Here is a 16,706-nt window from a genome sequence, read left to right as displayed (position 1 = left end):
TTTGAAACGTTCTACACCAAGAACATTCTGCTCAATGAAGGCATCCGCGCTTGGATGGCTCCCCAAGACCAACCTCATGAAGGCTTCACCTTCCCTGAAGAAGTTCTGCCTCGCGGTAACGCTCTGTAGAAGTTTACTTGGGTTTATTTGTCCTTGGCAAAAACTCAATCATGCTTGACAAATGAATTCTTAGCTGTCCCCCTTATCGCCTGGTAAGGGGGATTTTTCACAGCATCCCAGAGGAAAACCCTAAGCCAACAAAAATTTAAAAAGGGTTGCTCAAATTAGCGGCTCGTATGCTAGACTAACAACAGTTAAATTAAATAAAAAACCGCTAAGGGATTAAGGAGGTGATGCCTATGCAAGACAGTAGTATGTGCATGGGTCATCAGATTGAAGTCCGCCGGCTGTGCGCCGGGGCTGTTCTCTAACAGCTAGCCTAATTCCCTTCGGGGAAGTCAAATGGCTTTAAAAGTTAGGCTTGCTTGGAGTTCCTTCCGGCAGTCTGGTTTCAATCTGAAGACCCGCTAGACCGCTCTCACATTTAGCATGAAGGTTTAATAAACCGGATCGCTGCCCGTGAGAGCGGATAGTTTTTTCGGGGAGAGTTACACAACGGAACGCCGCCCGTACCTACGGCGCAAAAGCAAAAGGCAAAAGTAATTTGTTCGGTAAGCTGTTTAGCAGCAGAATACTTTTGCAAAATACTTACTGCGCCCAGACAGCTATATAGTTTTCAAAACAAGCTATAATTGGCGCATTACAATTTTGTTGCAGCCATACCATTTGTGAATTAATGAGTTGAACCCGCACAAACTGTAGGCTATCCTCTACTATTAAGAATTTCCTTCCTCAAGCTAGCTACTTGCTTGCTCATCAAAGACGCTAGTGGCTTAACTAAAAAACCTTTGCTCCAGTCAAAGTTACTTGTAAGTTAAGTAAACGTTCAACCTGTCGAAAAAAATAATTGATTCCACACTTACAGCGAAGCCGACTCCAAGCGAAGAGGAGACAGTCTAGTTTGTGAGATTCACAAAATACTTCTTCATTCCCAAATCGTGGTCATGGTGTTAGACAACCAGGCACTCCAGCGAGAGGCTGCTAATCAAACTGAATTAATTGAGCAGCTGTTAGATATTGGTGCGGCGCTTTCCAGCAGCTACGATTTAGGCGAATTGCTGAACTTAATTTTATCCAAAAGCCGAGAAATAACCAGCAGTGATGCCGGCAGTGTTTATTTGGTAGACAGCAGGGACGGGACACCAAAATTGCTGTTTAAGGTGGCGCAGAATGCCTCGCGGCCTAACGTTTCATTTCGCGAGTTTGCTATTCCCATGACGCGTCAAAGCTTGGCGGGATATGTGGCGTTAACAGGGGAAAGCTTGAACCTACCAGATGCCTACGATCTGCCACCAACCGTGCCTTACCAACTGGATCGCAGCTTTGACAGAGACATTTCCTATCACACCCGATCAGTTCTGGTTTTACCGATGCAAAACCGGCAGGGAGACATGATGGGCGTACTGCAATTGATCAATCGCAAGACTCAACCTGATGTCCCTGTGAACGCCCAAAACGTCCGAGAAGTTACCCAGCCCTACTCGGATTGGGAAGAGCGTATTGTGCGATCCCTGGCTTCTCAGGCGGCGATTTCGATTGAACGAAATCAGTTGCAAGATAGTATTGAAAACTTGTTTGAAGGCTTTGTAAAAGCTTCTGTCCAAGTCATCGAAGCCAGAGATCCGTGTACATCTGGCCATTCTGAACGGGTCGCGACCCTGACAGTCCGCCTTAGCGAAGAAGTTAATACAGTCTCTGCCGGCCCCCTACGCCAGATCCATTTCAGTGAGCGCCAGATTCAAGAAACTCGCTACGCCGCTTTATTGCACGATTTTGGCAAAGTTGGGGTGCCTGAAGCAATTTTAGTCAAACAAAAGAAATTATATCCAGGTCAGATGGATGTAATTCACTATCGCTTTGCTTTGGCTAAGCGGACGATAGAGATGGAGTGCGCTGAAGAAAAATTTCGATATTTGCTTGCTCATCCCAACCACGAATCCGAGACTGGGTGTCCATTATGCCAGCATCTAGAACAGTTCGACACCCAGCGGAATCAGGCGATTGAAAAACTAAATCATTATTGGCAGATATTGGTGGAGGCAAATGAGCCTCGAATTTTGGCCGAGACTCCCTTGGCTGAACTGCGAGAGCTATCTCGCTACACTTATCAAGATGTTGATGGTGAAGCTAAGCCGCTGATCTCACCCACGGAGATGACGCAGCTAATGGTTCACAAAGGCAACCTCACCGATGAAGAACGCTTGGCAATTCAGTCTCACGTTACCCATACTTACGCATTTCTCAAGCGGATTCCCTGGACGAAGGGGTTAGAAGAAATTCCTCATATTGCCTACGGCCACCATGAGATGTTAGATGGCACCGGCTATCCACGAGGTTTAAAACAACAGGAAATTCCCATACAAGCTCAAATTATCACGATTGCAGATATTTACGATGCCCTCACGGCTGGGGATCGCCCCTACAAGCGGGGGTTGTCGGTTGAATCCGCACTGCAAATTTTGCGGCAGGAAGCGGCCCTGAACAAAATTAATGCCGATTTCTTAGAGCTTTTTGAGCAGCGCCAAGTCTTTTCTGTGCTAGGACATAACTCAGAAGCTGAACTAGAGTCTGCATAAACTATAAAGGGCAGAAATTAGCAACTTATTTGAGGTTCCCGGGTTCAGAGCCGGCAGTTTCTGGGTTAGCTCGCTACAAGCAACCGAGAAAGCCAAGAATTCGTCGCCTAGATGCCTAATTAAATAATTGAGTAATGTGAGACACGAAGAGTTTTAAGCAAAGTATAATTACTTGGCAGATCCCAACATGAAGCTCATACTCGGTTGATGTCTATCATCCTTTTTTTGAGCGGGTGGGCAGGGGACGACAATCCTTCCCCATTTGTGGCTGAAAGCACTCTTTGCGGAACGAAGGATGGAAAATTAGAACCGACCGAGAATTTTCGCAAGGATAAAATCTTTGATCCTAGAGCAGTGTTTAGACTTGATCGGTTCACATCTGTTACTCATTAAGTGAACGCAGCCGTGAGCTGACCTAACAATGCAACGGCCAACTAAGTTTTATCGAAAAAGCGGAACTTTCTTCAGTGGTTCTTCGTGTAGCGAGTAGGGGAGTTTACGGCCAAAAGGCATCGCGCCACTTTCTGGCGAAAAGGCGGTGACGAAAGGTCAATAAATGTGCTACTCTCTATGAAGCAATTCAGCGGCTACAGTCAGGGTAGCCAGTATGTAGCCAAAGTGATGGTTGACACATCCTTTGAGAATAAAGCTAACTGAAATTAGCAAACTTCTCAAGAATCCCATTTCCAAGAAGGGAGTGAGAATGTCAAAATAGAGCTAGCAGCCACCATTTCCAAACTGCCAGCTTACCTGATAGCTAAACAAAATCAGTGGCTGTGTATAAAGATAAATAAATGGCCGGCCCGTTAGTCTCTCAATAATAAGGTGTGAGGACAAGAGGGAAGATGTCTAAGATATTGTGGAATTCTCTATTTGCCAGCCCAGCAATTCTAGGGGCTGCTTTATTAGTTTCAGCTTCTGCGATGGCCGCCGAAACAGGAACCATTCCTGAATTGGCTCAACCTCAAGCCACAGCAGAAACAAAACTTTCAAAGCCCGCTACGATTGCTCTACAACAGTTGGGAGACTCAGAGGAAAACCTTCTGGCTCCAGCAGCTTTAAGCACGAAAGAAGAGGCTGTAACAGCTGAGCAACTGCTGCAAGGAGGAGAGGTAACCCCTCAGGCTCCAGTGGCTTTGAAAACCAATGAACAGGTGCTACCCGCTGAGCAACTTCTGGGAAGCTCGTCGAAAGAGAAAGCTCAAACTGAGCCGGCTTTAGTACAAAATGAGGCACCCAGCTCAGCAAAAATTGAAGTCCCCGCTCAGGTAGCGCAAACGCAGGGCCAAGGAACACCGGCTACCACGACAGAGCCGGCAGCTCAAAACGTTTTACAGCAACTCAACCGATACAGCAACGAAGGCAGCGCCAACAGCACCACCGTTGGGCAAGTCACCTCAGTGTCGCAACTGTCTGACGTGCAACCGACAGACTGGGCCTTCCAGGCTTTGCAAAACTTGGTTGAGCGCTACGGCTGTATTGCCGGTTACCCGGATGGCACCTTTAGAGGCAACCGCGCTCTAACCCGTTATGAATTTGCTGCCGGTTTAAATGCTTGCTTGGAAACCATTACCCAGCTGATTGGAACGGATGGCGATTATGTTACCAAAGCAGATTTAGCCGCTCTGAACCGTCTACTCGAAGAGTTCCAGGCAGAACTGGCCACTCTACGTGGTCGGGTGGATGCCTTAGAAGCTCGCACCGCTGAGTTGGAAGCCAATCAGTTCTCCACCACAACTAAATTGGTGGGTGAAGCAATTTTTGCCGGCACCGACTCATTTGGAGAAACCAATGATGTCCCCGCCTTCCAACAACGGGTTCGTCTTAACCTCAACACCAGTTTCACAGGTGAAGACCTTTTAATCACCCGTCTGCAAGTTGGAAATGCCGAACCTCTGAACGTGCTGAATGATTCCCGCGAAGGCACTCAGACGTTTAACGTCTATGGCGACACCGGCAATCAATTTATCCTGGATACCCTAGAATACTTCTTCCCATTTGGGGAAACATTGGATCTAGTGGTTGCAGCAAACGCCGGCGTTTGGGAAGACTTCACGCCCACGCTTAACCCCTACATGGAAGACTTTGATGGGGGTAATGGGTCACTGTCCGCTTTTGGTCAGCGCAACCCGATTTATCGCCTCGGTGGTGGACAAGGGGTTGGGGCAAACATCCGCTTCGGTCGCACCAACATCTTTAACGTACTGAAACCCAGTTCCTTAACCCTAGGCTATCTCGCTTCTGAAGGCTCTAGCCCTGATGGTGGTAATGGTTTCTTTAGTGGTGATTACTCTGCCTTGGCCCAGCTGAACTTTACCATCGGCGGCGTCTCCTTGGCAGCAACCTACATCAACTCCTACTTTGGAGAAGGCAATTTCGGGTTTGATAACGGCGCATCTGTCGGAATAGACGATGATGGCGGCATCGAACCGAGAGGTTTTGTCGGCACCAACATTGCCAATACTTTAGGTGGCCGAACCAACCCAGTGCAAGCCCATTCCTACGGTCTTCAAGCTTCGCTGCAAGTTAGCCCCCGCTTCGGTCTTAGCGGCTGGGTTGGCTACTCGAACATAAGTTTGTTACATAGCGATAATGATCGCGGTCTGCGTGGGGATGGTAGCATCTGGAACTACGCGATTACCCTCGCCTTCCCCGACTTGTTGAAAGAAGGGAATCTGGCCGGCATCGTGGTTGGTGCCCAGCCTTACCTGACAAACTTCCGAGCCGGCGATGTCAATATTGACAGCGATGAAATTCCTTGGCACGTTGAAGGTTTCTACAAGTATCAGCTGACAGATAATATCTCGCTAACACCTGGTGTTATCTGGCTGTTGAACCCCAACCAAAGCGAGGATAACCCGCAAACCGTTATCGGTACGCTCAGAGGAACCTTTACCTTCTAGGTTAAACTCTCAGTTTTTGTGAGTAATTGGAAGCTCCGCCTAGTGCGGGGCTTTTTTCTTGTTTTCTTTTATAACCTAGCAAACCCCGGTGGAGAACCGGGGTATAATTGAAAAAGCCCAGACTGACCTTCTTGACATACAATCTTGCCCGTGCAACTTTCATCAAAAAGTGAATACGCGCTTCTAGCCCTTTTAGAGTTGGCCGCCCACTACCACGACGGTGAGCCGCTTCAAATTCGGCAAATAGCAGCTAAGCAAAATATCCCTGACCGATACCTAGAGCAACTATTGGCCACCTTAAGACGCTGTGGACTGATTCGCAGCCTGCGGGGTGCCAAGGGCGGTTATATCCTAGGTCGGGAACCTTGGAAAATAACAATCTTTGAAGTAGTGGGTTGTATAGAGGGATTGGACTCTCAGAAGCCTGAAAATAATTCCCCCCTCAAAACTCTAGAGAGTGCTGTAGTTTGGGATGTCTGGCAAGAAGTTTGCTCAAGCGCCAATTCAGTCTTACAAAAGTACACAATCCAGGATCTCTGTGAGCAGCGAGATGCGAAGCGTCAAGTAGACATTATGTATTACATCTAACGGGAAATGGGGCATTGGCAAGAATCTAGTGAATGCCCTGTGTTCAACGCCTCCATGACATTGGCATTCTGAAGGGAATTGCCGGCCACGCAACTGACAATTGATCATTTACAACTGGGAAAATTTATGAATATTGCTCATGACATGACTGAATTAGTGGGGCGCACTCCCCTGGTGCAACTCAACCGCATCCCCCAAGCAGAAGGCTGTGTGGCGCGAATTGTCGTGAAGTTGGAGGGAATGAACCCAGCGGCGTCAGTCAAAGACCGAATTGGCGTCAGTATGATTAATGCAGCAGAAGAGAACGGGCTGATCACCCCAGGCAAAACAGTTTTGGTCGAACCCACTTCCGGAAACACCGGCATCGCCCTGGCAATGGTTGCAGCAGCCAAAGGCTACCAGCTGATTTTAACTATGCCAGACACCATGAGTTCTGAACGTAGGGCGATGCTTCGAGCTTACGGTGCCCAATTGGAACTGACCCCAGGAATTGAGGGCATGAGTGGTGCAATTCGGCGGGCGCAAGAAATTGTTGAAACCACGCCCTATGCTTATATGCTGCAACAATTTCGCAACCCAGCTAACCCCCAAGTTCACCGACAAACCACCGCTGAGGAAATTTGGCAAGATACCGATGGACAGGTGGATATCCTGGTAGCCGGCATCGGCACCGGCGGCACCCTCACAGGTGTGGCTGAAGCGATCAAGCAACGCAAGCCAGAATTTAAAGCGATTGCAGTTGAGCCGGCCAATAGCCCTGTCCTCTCTGGGGGCAATCCTGGCCCTCACAAAATTCAAGGAATTGGTGCCGGTTTCATCCCCCAAGTTCTCAATGTCGCCCTCATTGATGAAGTCATCACCGTTACAGATGATGAATCCATTGCTTACGGGCGTCGCTTAGCTAGAGAGGAAGGAATTCTCTCCGGCATTTCCACCGGCGCTGCCCTTTGCGCCGCCATTGCGGTTGGCAAGCGCCCTGAAAATAAAGGAAAATTAATTGTGATGGTTCAGCCCAGCTTCGGAGAGCGCTACTTGAGTACCCCTTTGTTCCAAGAAGCCGAACTCAGCGTCCCAGCAGTTGTGGGTTAAGCGCAAAAAGCCAGAAGCCAGAACCCTTACATCACTTCTGACTTCTGACTTCACTCAATTAGTTTTATGGCACATTCCAACCACTATGAGACCCTTCAGGTAAGCTCAAAGGCAACTCAATCGGAGATCAAGCAAGCTTATCGGCGTTTGGTGAAACTTTTTCATCCAGACAGTAATTCTGAAACAGCCGGTCACGAAGAGATTGTTCGCCTTAACGCCGCCTACGAAATTTTGGGGGACACTCAGCGTCGGCAGTCTTACGATCGGCAGATGCACAAGCACTCAACAACAGCCCCCAGCAGCCGGCAAGGGCGCACGGCATCCACCCAAACTCAATCCCGGCAGCGGCAAACAGGACACGATACCGACGAGCAACTCCAGCAATGGCTGACTCAAGTTTATAAGCCGGTCAATCAAATGCTCGCTCGCATTCTCAATCCCTTAACAGCTCAAATCGACAAGCTATCCGCCGATCCCTTTGACGATGAACTCTTAGAAGCCTTTCAAACTTACTTAAACACCTGCCGCGAGTTCCTTAACCAAGCTCAGCAGTGTTTTCGCTCGATGCCCAATCCAGCGCCGGTTGCTGGTGTCGCTGCTCATCTCTACTACTGCCTTAATCAAGTGGGGGATGGCATCGACGAGTTAGAGTTCTTCACCCTCAACTACGATGACTACTACCTGCACACAGGTCAAGAACTTTTCCGAATTGCCGCCGGCTTGCGCCGAGAAGCTCAAGTCGCTATTCGAGATATTTAATCATCCCAATGCCCAGATTTGGGATTTGGTTTATGCTGGAATTAGCGTAGGTTTACTTAACTTTACATTTACTAATGAAATGCATCATTAATCGCAAAGCTCAGTTTTCAGCAAGCCACCGATACTGGCTGCCAGAATTAAGCGAAGCGGAAAATTGGCAGCGGTTTGACGTATGTACCCGCACTCCCGGACACGGTCATAACTACGTCTTGTTTGTCTCTATGGCCGGCGAACTCGATGAATATGGCATGGTACTTAACTTATCTGACGTCAAACACGTTATCAAGAAAGAAGTCACTAGCCAGCTTGACTTTTCCTATCTCAACGACGCTTGGCCAGAATTTCAGCAAACTCTACCCACAACGGAAAACATCGCGCGGGTAATTTGGCATCGGCTTGCCGATCACTTGCCCCTTATCCGCATTCAGCTATTTGAACACCCTCAACTTTGGGCCGACTATCTAGGAAACGGAATGGAAGCTTATCTCACAATTGCTACTCACTTTAGTGCTGCTCACCGCCTCGCCCGTCCCGATCTCAGTTATGAAGATAACTGTGAGATATATGGTAAGTGCGCTCGTCCCAACGGCCACGGTCATAACTACCATTTAGAAGTGACAGTTAAAGGAGAAATTGACCCGCGCACCGGCATGATTGTTGAATTAGTTGCTTTACAAAAAGCCATCGAAGATCATGTGGTGGAACCGTTCGATCACACCTTCTTAAATAAAGATATTCCTTACTTTGCCGAAGTCGTTCCCACTGCTGAAAATATTGCCGCCCACATCGCCAACCTACTCAAGCAACCGATCCGCGATATGGGTGCTCAACTGCATAAAGTGAAGCTGATTGAAAGCCCAAATAATTCTTGTGAAATCTACGCCGCCGACTTAGAACCGGCTGATGCTAGCAATCAAAAAAACGAGTCGGTTTTGATGCCGGTGTAAGTTCACTTAGTAAAAATGTGAACCCTAAAAACTTCAAAGGCAAAAGAGAACTATTCACTCTTTTGCCTTTTGCTTTATCAGACAACCAGTGGCTCAAAGTAATTTAATTAGCCTATAACTTACCGATTTTTGTAGCAAACAAAAAAAATTATCTTTCTCCCCTACATTAATCACTGCAAATTTAATACCCATCAGCTTAAACTATTTTGTGGGAGCAAACTTTATATTATTTATTAGGGAGCAATTGTGGATTTAATTCGATTAGAAATAGCAGATTTAGTTTGGGCGCTAGGTTTAATGGCAATTGCTATTGGCTTGTCAGCATGGCAAAAAATAGGATTAGAAGGGCAATTAACCCTGGCAACAGGGCGCACCGCCGTGCAACTGCTAGTGGTTGGCTATTTCTTAGAAGCCGTATTCGCGTTAAATAATCCTTGGGTTGTGCTGGCAGTCGTTATCGCGATGCTGACGATTGCCTCTATTGTTGCCCGTAACCGCATTAGCAAGAAAATTCCCCAAGTGTTGCTAGTTGTGTGGGGGTCAATTCTAGTTAGTAGTGCCCTTACCTTAGCTTATACAAACTTATTAATAATTCGACCGGCAACTTGGTACGAACCGCAATATATCATCCCATTGGCCGGCATAGTATTGGGAAACGCCATGAACGGTGCTGCAATTGCCGGCGAACGTCTTGTCAGCAGCATTAATAGCAGCCAACTAGAAATTGAAACCCACCTATCTTTGGGAGCTACTCCACAACACGCCGTCGCATCTTATCGTAAAGAAGCGATCAAAGCCGGCATGATTCCCACCATCAACACCATGATGGTTGTCGGCGTAGTCACACTGCCAGGAATTATCACAGGCCAATTACTCAGTGGGGTCAGACCGATTGATGCCGCAGCCTATCAAATGCTGATTATGTTCATGCTGGCGCTCACAACTATAACAACCACCCTCCTCGTCACCCAAGGATTGTGCCGGCAGTTTTTTAATCAAGCCGCTCAATTACAAAAGTTTTAATAGAGGAAGCAGGAGCATAAGAGCGAAGGAAAATTCTTCCTTAATAATGCCCCATGCCCCATTTCCACATCTCACTTTATCCGCGTGGATTGTGAGCGCCAATTTGAGAGCCGGTAGGGTCGTATACCTGAATGGGAATGCTTGCGTTGTTGCTAATAGCTTCCAAAGCAGTTTGTAACGTTTTAATATGATTGCTCACACTTCGCCGGCTCTTGTTGTCCTTCTTACGATCTGCTGTAATTGCCGTCTGCCTGACAGTTTTTTGGTATTCTGGCGTAATGTAAACAGTCATCATGTCGTTGGTGACTGTGTAATCGCAGATTTTCGGTTTACCGCTACACGTCTTTCTTAAATCCGCACGGGCTTTTTGTAAAGCAACGGCGGATTGGAGTTTGACTTGCGCCTCCTGTAGGGCATTGCTGTAAGACTCGCGCAGTGGTAGAGCCTGATTGTAGTAATTTGTTCCATTCGGTACCTGCTGGGTGTTAGCCAAAGCTTGACGCCAATAAGCCACCGCTTGCGACCACTGATTTCTCTGTTCAGCAATTTTCGCGCTTCCAGCATAACGCAGCGCTTGATTGTAAGAAGACGCCGAGATTTCCTCGCTGGTTTTGCGTTCCTGCGCCTGTGCTAGTTGTACCCGGTAGCTATCTAACAGGGGCTGTGTTTCCTGATGCGCCACAGTTCCCTTCGGAACTTGCTGCACCACCTGAATTGCTGTTTGCCAAGTGGAGTAAACCTGCTGCCAACTTTCCAACGACTGGGCCACACCTTGGCGCGCTTCGGCAATTTGAGCCGCACTCTTGCCGGCTCTCAGCTTACTCGCAGCCTGTTGCTCTGCCTTCACTCGTTGGTTGATCACCGCTAAATTAGCGCGATACTCTTTTAATTTGCGCTCTCGCCAGGGGTAAACCTGACTGTCTTCAGGAATTTGTTCGATCTGAGCGATCGCTTCTCGCCAAAGCGACTGAATTTCTAGCCAAGTTTTCACCGGATGCGGGGGATTTTGGCTTTTTTGCGCTGCCGTTGTTGCCTTCTTTTGGATCTCTATAATGTCATCCAGTCGCTCAGACTGCATTTTATAGGTATCTAACAATTCCTGCGCTTCATGGTAATAAAAAGACCAGAAAGGAATCGTTCTCAACAGCCCTCTTGCCTTAGCAAGTTGATTTTGGGCTTCCGCCGGCGCAGTGACAGATTTTGCCTGCTCTAGGGTTTTTGCCGCTTCCCCGCTCAGCTGCTTCGCTGTTTTCATCTCCTGACACGTACCGAGCACACAGGGACGGCTCAGGGGGTAAACAATGGCACCTAGCAGGAACAGCGCCACTCCCGTACCGGCCAGCAGCATCGGCAGGCTGTGGCTGGCTGATGAAGGCTTTGCGGGCGCAGGTTTCGGCGGGTTCTGCTGTTCGGATACCGGGGTTTCCGAGGACTCACTTGCTGGTTCCGCTTTGATGGCCGGTTCTGAGAACTCCCAACCCTCCGGTAAATTCCAGATATCTTCGATCTCAGCTACACCGGCCTTGTTTGCTGGCTTTTCAACCCGGCTTCCCACCCGTGCCGCCTCCTGTAGCCGCGTTGCCGTTGACTCTTGCTCTACAGCCGAGCCGGTCTGCGGCTTCATCATAAAGGCGTGGGACGCATAAGGCTGTTTGTTACTCGCCCGTCGCAGGTATAGCTGTACCTTGTTCGTCAATTCAGGCTGCAAGCCTCTAATAGCTTGTTCTAAAGTGTTGAATACCTGTTGCGGATCGGGTACCACCACATCTGGGTGCTGGCTCACAACCGTTAAAGTTTCTGCTTGGCGACTGCACTGTACTCGAAGTGGGCCATTTGAGAAGAATTTCAACTGCAAGCGTTCTTCTAACAGCTGTCCTAGAATTTGTAAGTCACCCTGCCGTACTGCTGTTGTCATAGGGCCATTCCACCTGTTTTGTTATTTAACGACTGAAGCAGGTTTTACCATAATTTGGCTTGGCTGAGCCGTTACTCAAATACATCATTCACTATACTTGGCTCTGGCCTTACTTGCCTTTTGTCTCTTCGCTGGCGCCCAACGCTGCGATAAAAAACTTAACAATTAACTTTTAGCACTTCGCAATGATTTGGGTCGCGCTATTTAAATCGGTGATAATTATAGCACATAACTGTGTAAAAGTTATGATTTTTGCTAACGTCGAGGCCGGTATATTTGAGATTTTAAACTGGCGTGGGGCGAACACCTTCTCACCGACAACACCCACGGAAACAGATATATCGTGAATGAGCGCCACAGTCGGTTCAAATAGCACGCTATTGTAAGGGTCAACCCTGATATGGTAGTAGAATCCCCCGTAATTTTAGGTGTTCAAGCATTCATAATGTCTCCTAGCATTCCACTAGATGAACAAGTGGTTTTGATGACCGGCACATCTTCTGGAATTGGCGCAGCACTCGCCCAGCTGTTCGCCCAACGATTCCTCCGCATCCCCTTCGTGCTACCTTGCCGCCAACCGCTCGCTCTGGCAACCGTCCTCTGTCACGGAGCCGGTGCCGGCATGCTTTGGGCTGCCAGCGAGATCATCAGCATCAAACGAGTAGAAGCCTTGGCGGAAGAAACGATGAGCCATTTTAGGACAGCTAGTAGCGCCGGCTACAGGCCGATAACGCTAGTCAAGCACATTTGCATATCCGAGTTCTGCCGGCAGATTGTCGGGATCGGGGCGTTAATGCCGGTGATGCGATTTTTCTGGAGACGGCTCGCTTTTCCCTTAGCGGGAGTTGACTACGCTTTTAAAATTGCCCTAGCAAGACTAAGTAACGCCTTGAGAATCCAACTGGCCCAGGTCAATCTCTCTGTCAGCATTATTGAACCGGAGTCGGTAAATTCTAATTTTTTAAATGTGGCAAATGAAAGGGTAGAATTGCTTCCCCAATACCGTCACAAATGTGGCAAAAGTGCGAATTAGGAATGGGTGATGGTTAATAGGGGATGGCGCATCTAATTTATGACTTATTGCTTAGAACACTGGACATCGGGTTTTTGTGGTGGGAAGTCACCGCAATTTTTGGATGGCAATTTTATCCTTGATCTTTCATCCTTGATTCCGAACTCAAGGAAGGGCGTGGCACGGCCATGCCGGTATCACCTTACACTAAACTGATAGTTAATATGGACTTGCTAGAATACCAAGCCAAAGAATTATTTCGTGAAATGGGCATTCCCGTTTTGCCCTCGCAACGCATTGACCATCCCAGCGATCTTAAGGGATTAAGAATTCCCTATCCAATTGCGCTCAAATCTCAAGTTCGCGTCGGCGGACGCGGTAAAGCTGGCGGGGTCAAGTTTGTAGAAAACACCATTGATGCTGTCGCTGCTGCCCAGGCAATCTTTCATTTGCCCATCATGGGAGAATATCCGCAAGTCGTTCTGGCAGAGTCAAAATACGACGCTGACCAAGAATTTTATCTGGCAGTCATTCTTGATCGCGCCGCCCGCCGGCCTGTGCTTTTGGGTTCTATTAAGGGAGGCATTGATGCCGAAGCAACCCTCGAATACATCCAGCTGGTTAGCGTGGATGAGGAATTTTCCCCATTCTACGCTCGGCGTTTGGCTTTGAAGATGGGATTGCAGGGCGAACTGATTGAATCAGTTAGCGGCATTGTCCAGAAAATGTACCAGTTGTTTATTCAAAAAGACTTGGATTTAGTGGAAATTAATCCCCTTGGCATTAGTGCCACCGGCCAAGTCATGGCACTGGATGGCAAAGTGAGTGCCAACGATGAAGCTTTGGGGCGTCATCCGGAACTGGCTACGCTTGCGTCCAAAATGTCTAAACGCGCCAAAGACGAGGAAATCCCACCGGCACTCGCAAACCAGAATTTTGTTCAGCTAGATGGAAATATTGCCATTATTTGCAATGGGGCCGGTTTGACAATGGCCACTTTAGATTTAGTCTGCTTTACCGGCGGCCAGCCAGCGAATTTTCTCAATATTTCGCCCCTATCTAATGAGGCCGGTTGGGGGGTAGCCTCCTATGATTCAATTCCTGGAAACCCACTTCCGAAAGAGGTTGAAGGCTGGAACGAATACTTAGAACAAGCCCTGGAACTGGCGACTCAAAACAAAAATGTGAAGGTTGTCCTCGTCAATATTCTCGGCAGTGTGACGCTGTGTGAGGAGACGGCTGTAGCGATTGAAACTTATTTGAAACGACGAGAGAGTTCTTCTCGGACGCGCAGTGTGCTTCATTTTATTGTCCGCCTTGTTGGGGGCAATCTTTCTGCAGCTAAACAGCGCTTGTCTGCAATTAAAGTGCCCTTGGTTGAGGATTTGGAAGAGGCAGTGGCGAAAGCCGTGGATAAAGCAAAAGCAGTAGTTGGGTATTAGATTTTTCCGAAAGGCATTTTTTAACCGCAGATAATAGCCTGAACGACAGGTATAGACAGAGAAATACAGATGTGTAAATGGTTGAGGTGATAGAGAAATTGGCAGTTGGAGACTTTGGTACGAGGTTGATGAATGGTTCGGTTATTTGTCATAAAGTCAGGAGTTAGCGGGTCGTGAAAAAAACAACGCGCCAGCAATTACTGATACCAAATATAGGACAAAAAACAAAAGACAAAAAAAAGCTGGCAGGAGATTTTATGAGTTTTAAAGCAGACAGTAAGGTTTTGATACAGGGCATCGCGCAAACGCTGGGTTCAACTCATGCAGCTTTGATGAAGGCTTATGGCACTAATGTAGTTGCGGGTGTTAGCGCCGGCAAAGGAGGGCAAACGCTGCACGACATTCCCGTATTCGATATGGTGGATCAGGCGCTGCCGGTGGTTGGCCCAGTGGATATCACCGCGATTTTTGCGCCGGCTTACTTGGTACTCGATGCCGCCTTAGAAGCGATCGCCGCCGGCATTCGACAAATTATTATTATCACCGAGGGTGTGCCACCACTAGATATGGTTCGCTTAGTAGCAAAAGCTGAAGCCACCGACACGCTAGTAATTGGCCCCAGTTGTCCGGGTGTGATCGTACCGGGAAAAGTTCTGCTAGGAACCCATCCCAGTGAATTTTATATCCCTGGCCCTGTCGGTTTGATCAGTCGCAGCGGCACTCTGACCTATGAAATTGCCCGCGAGTTAACCCGATCCGGTTTAGGTCAATCTACTTGTGTTGGCATTGGGGGCGATGCAATTGTTGGTTCTTCCTTCCAGCAATGGTTGCAAATTTTAGAGGAAGATGACGCAACCGAGGTGATTGTTTTAGTTGGGGAGATTGGCGGCGCAAGTGAAGAAGCTGCCGCACGGTATATTGATGAGGCAATTGATAAGCCGGTGATTGCTTATATAGCCGGCCACCACGCCCCCAAAGGCAGGCGCTTGGGGCACGCCGGCGCAATTATTACTGCCGGGTTAGCGGACTTAGGGGCGGATGTTGGCACCGCAGAAAGCAAAATGGCCGCTTTTAAGCAAGCAAAAGTGCCGGTGGCACAACGTGCTTCTCAAATCCCCGACCTTGTGAAAAAAGTGCTTAAGAAATCAGGGCATAAAAAGAAGTAATCACGCACCTATAAATTGCTTGTGAACTTGAGTTGAATACCCAGATGTTTTCAAAAGAACATCCTTCACCGGCTGCTAGGGTGGGGTAACTTTATATATCTGCCTACGATCCTTGGCAGATAGAAAACTTAAAAACTTGTTTCTAATTTATAGCTGAAAGCTATATTTTATCTGGTAGGTTTATCCCTGATATAGATAGGATACCTGGCTTTTACTAAAACTTTAGTGAAGCCGCTAAGAAAGAAGTTGCTGAATCATGCGATTTGCTTGGGATTCATAACTGCCCCCGAACAAATTAAAGTGATTTAAAACGTGATAAAGGTTATAAAGCGTTTTTCTCTGGGAGTAGCCGGCATCCAGCGGCCAAACCTCGCTATAACCTCGATAAAATGCAGCAGAAAAGCCACCGAAAAGTTCGGTCATTGCAATATCAACTTCGCGATCACCAAAATAGGTTGCCGGGTCAAATATTACTGGCTCGCCTGCTGAAGTACAAGAAGCATTTCCTCCCCATAAATCCCCGTGGACTAGGGAAGGTTTCGGCTGATAGCCGGCAAGTAATTCTGGAATGGCTTCTAATAAACGCTCTCCCTGGCTAAACTGTCCGCCGCGACGTTTTCCTAGCTTTAATTGACAGCCGATGCGGTGTTTTGTCCAAAATTCTGCCCAGTTTGCTGTCCACGTATTAATCTGCGTTGTTGAGCCAATTGTATTATTAATTTCCCAACCAAACTCACCGCTTGTCGGATGAGCAGGATATCCTTCTGGAGGACTCCAGCGGTGCATTGCTGCTAGCTTGCGCCCCATTTCTTCCGAAGCGCGTTCCTCGGCACGTCCTCCTAGATCCAGCCATTCTAAGACTAAATAGGCAGAATCTCCTTCAGTTCCCCAGCAAATTGGGCGCGGGACACGAATCGTTTGGGTATCCCACATTTGTTGCACTCCCTGCGCTTCTGCCTCGAACATGGCAAGCTCAGTAGCGCGGTTGAGTTTCACAAAGTAGGTGCGATTATTTGATGAAATGGCATACCCTTGATTGATACAGCCGCCACTGACCGATCGCCTGTTCTTTATTTGAAATTTTTCTACGGTGACTTCGGAGATATGTGCGGCAATTTGATCCCACATGGTTAGTGTTTAATTAATTTGATTTTTAACCGTAGATA

The 16,706-nt window shown here is 47.9% G+C and carries 12 protein-coding genes and 1 pseudogene; 11 read left to right on the top strand and 2 right to left on the bottom strand.

Features of this window, described 5'->3' with window-relative positions:
• The 8 genes and pseudogenes from H6F56_RS17725 to H6F56_RS17690 form a co-directional block, all read left to right on the top strand.
• A pseudogene (locus H6F56_RS17725) lies at positions 1 to 129 on the top strand (photosystem II protein D2); the annotation flags it as partial.
• 935 nt (positions 130 to 1,064) lie between these two features.
• The gene (locus H6F56_RS17720) at positions 1,065 to 2,696 is read left to right on the top strand and encodes an HD family phosphohydrolase (RefSeq protein ID WP_190670771.1); all 1,632 of its coding nucleotides are present in this window, start codon (positions 1,065 to 1,067) and stop codon (positions 2,694 to 2,696) included.
• 845 nt (positions 2,697 to 3,541) lie between these two features.
• Positions 3,542 to 5,599 carry an iron uptake porin gene (locus tag H6F56_RS17715; RefSeq protein WP_190670769.1) on the top strand — a complete coding sequence of 686 codons (2,058 nt, stop codon included), beginning with the start codon at positions 3,542 to 3,544 and terminating at the stop codon, positions 5,597 to 5,599.
• Between the two features lie 150 nt (positions 5,600 to 5,749).
• On the top strand, positions 5,750 to 6,187 hold the full coding sequence (locus H6F56_RS17710) for an RrF2 family transcriptional regulator (RefSeq protein WP_190670767.1): 438 nt from the start codon (positions 5,750 to 5,752) through the stop codon (positions 6,185 to 6,187).
• 126 nt (positions 6,188 to 6,313) lie between these two features.
• Positions 6,314 to 7,276: a cysteine synthase A gene (gene cysK / locus H6F56_RS17705; RefSeq protein WP_190670765.1), complete on the top strand. Its 963-nt coding sequence runs from the start codon at positions 6,314 to 6,316 to the stop codon at positions 7,274 to 7,276.
• Positions 7,277 to 7,342: 66 nt separating this feature from the next.
• Complete coding sequence (locus H6F56_RS17700; RefSeq protein ID WP_190670763.1) at positions 7,343 to 8,035, top strand: J domain-containing protein; 693 nt, start codon at positions 7,343 to 7,345, stop codon at positions 8,033 to 8,035.
• A 74-nt stretch (positions 8,036 to 8,109) separates the two neighbouring features.
• Positions 8,110 to 8,982: a 6-carboxytetrahydropterin synthase gene (locus H6F56_RS17695; RefSeq protein ID WP_190670761.1), complete on the top strand. Its 873-nt coding sequence runs from the start codon at positions 8,110 to 8,112 to the stop codon at positions 8,980 to 8,982.
• A gap of 246 nt (positions 8,983 to 9,228) precedes the next feature.
• Positions 9,229 to 10,005, top strand: a complete 777-nt coding sequence (locus H6F56_RS17690; RefSeq protein ID WP_416360996.1) for an ABC transporter permease — start codon at positions 9,229 to 9,231, stop codon at positions 10,003 to 10,005.
• A 76-nt stretch (positions 10,006 to 10,081) separates the two neighbouring features.
• On the opposite strand, the gene H6F56_RS17685 is transcribed toward H6F56_RS17690, so the two are convergent.
• Positions 10,082 to 11,920 carry a hypothetical protein gene (locus tag H6F56_RS17685; protein WP_190670759.1) on the bottom strand — a complete coding sequence of 613 codons (1,839 nt, stop codon included), beginning with the start codon at positions 11,918 to 11,920 and terminating at the stop codon, positions 10,082 to 10,084.
• A gap of 400 nt (positions 11,921 to 12,320) precedes the next feature.
• On the opposite strand from H6F56_RS17685, the gene H6F56_RS17680 reads away from it, so the two are divergent.
• From H6F56_RS17680 to H6F56_RS17670, 3 genes are all read left to right on the top strand, one after another.
• Positions 12,321 to 12,953: a hypothetical protein gene (locus H6F56_RS17680; RefSeq protein WP_190670757.1), complete on the top strand. Its 633-nt coding sequence runs from the start codon at positions 12,321 to 12,323 to the stop codon at positions 12,951 to 12,953.
• Positions 12,954 to 13,156: 203 nt separating this feature from the next.
• A complete protein-coding gene (locus tag H6F56_RS17675; RefSeq protein WP_190670755.1) occupies positions 13,157 to 14,374 on the top strand; it encodes a succinate--CoA ligase subunit beta in 1,218 nt (405 codons plus the stop codon).
• Between the two features lie 257 nt (positions 14,375 to 14,631).
• The gene (locus H6F56_RS17670) at positions 14,632 to 15,540 is read left to right on the top strand and encodes a succinate--CoA ligase subunit alpha (RefSeq protein WP_190670789.1); all 909 of its coding nucleotides are present in this window, start codon (positions 14,632 to 14,634) and stop codon (positions 15,538 to 15,540) included.
• A 234-nt stretch (positions 15,541 to 15,774) separates the two neighbouring features.
• Here the strand turns inward: H6F56_RS17670 and H6F56_RS17665 are convergent, their stop codons facing one another.
• The gene (locus tag H6F56_RS17665; protein ID WP_190670753.1) at positions 15,775 to 16,668 is read right to left on the bottom strand and encodes a fructosamine kinase family protein; all 894 of its coding nucleotides are present in this window, start codon (positions 16,666 to 16,668) and stop codon (positions 15,775 to 15,777) included.
• Positions 16,669 to 16,706 lie beyond the last annotated feature (38 nt).

Source organism: Microcoleus sp. FACHB-672 (assembly GCF_014695725.1).
In the GTDB taxonomy this organism is placed as follows: domain Bacteria; phylum Cyanobacteriota; class Cyanobacteriia; order Cyanobacteriales; family Oscillatoriaceae; genus FACHB-68.
This window is presented reverse-complemented; position numbering and strand designations above follow the sequence as displayed.

Bases quoted from the DNA above. Each gene is read 5' to 3' on its own strand.
- H6F56_RS17665 (WP_190670753.1), bottom strand. From the start codon at position 16,668: ATGTGGGATCAAATTGCCGCACATATCTCCGAAGTCACCGTAGAAAAA.
- H6F56_RS17715 (WP_190670769.1), top strand. From the start codon at position 3,542: ATGTCTAAGATATTGTGGAATTCTCTATTTGCCAGCCCAGCAATTCTA.
- H6F56_RS17670 (WP_190670789.1), top strand. From the start codon at position 14,632: ATGAGTTTTAAAGCAGACAGTAAGGTTTTGATACAGGGCATCGCGCAA.
- H6F56_RS17675 (WP_190670755.1), top strand. From the start codon at position 13,157: ATGGACTTGCTAGAATACCAAGCCAAAGAATTATTTCGTGAAATGGGC.
- H6F56_RS17720 (WP_190670771.1), top strand. From the start codon at position 1,065: ATGGTGTTAGACAACCAGGCACTCCAGCGAGAGGCTGCTAATCAAACT.
- cysK (WP_190670765.1), top strand. From the start codon at position 6,314: ATGAATATTGCTCATGACATGACTGAATTAGTGGGGCGCACTCCCCTG.
- H6F56_RS17695 (WP_190670761.1), top strand. From the start codon at position 8,110: ATGAAATGCATCATTAATCGCAAAGCTCAGTTTTCAGCAAGCCACCGA.
- H6F56_RS17680 (WP_190670757.1), top strand. From the start codon at position 12,321: ATGGTAGTAGAATCCCCCGTAATTTTAGGTGTTCAAGCATTCATAATG.
- H6F56_RS17685 (WP_190670759.1), bottom strand. From the start codon at position 11,920: ATGACAACAGCAGTACGGCAGGGTGACTTACAAATTCTAGGACAGCTG.
- H6F56_RS17700 (WP_190670763.1), top strand. From the start codon at position 7,343: ATGGCACATTCCAACCACTATGAGACCCTTCAGGTAAGCTCAAAGGCA.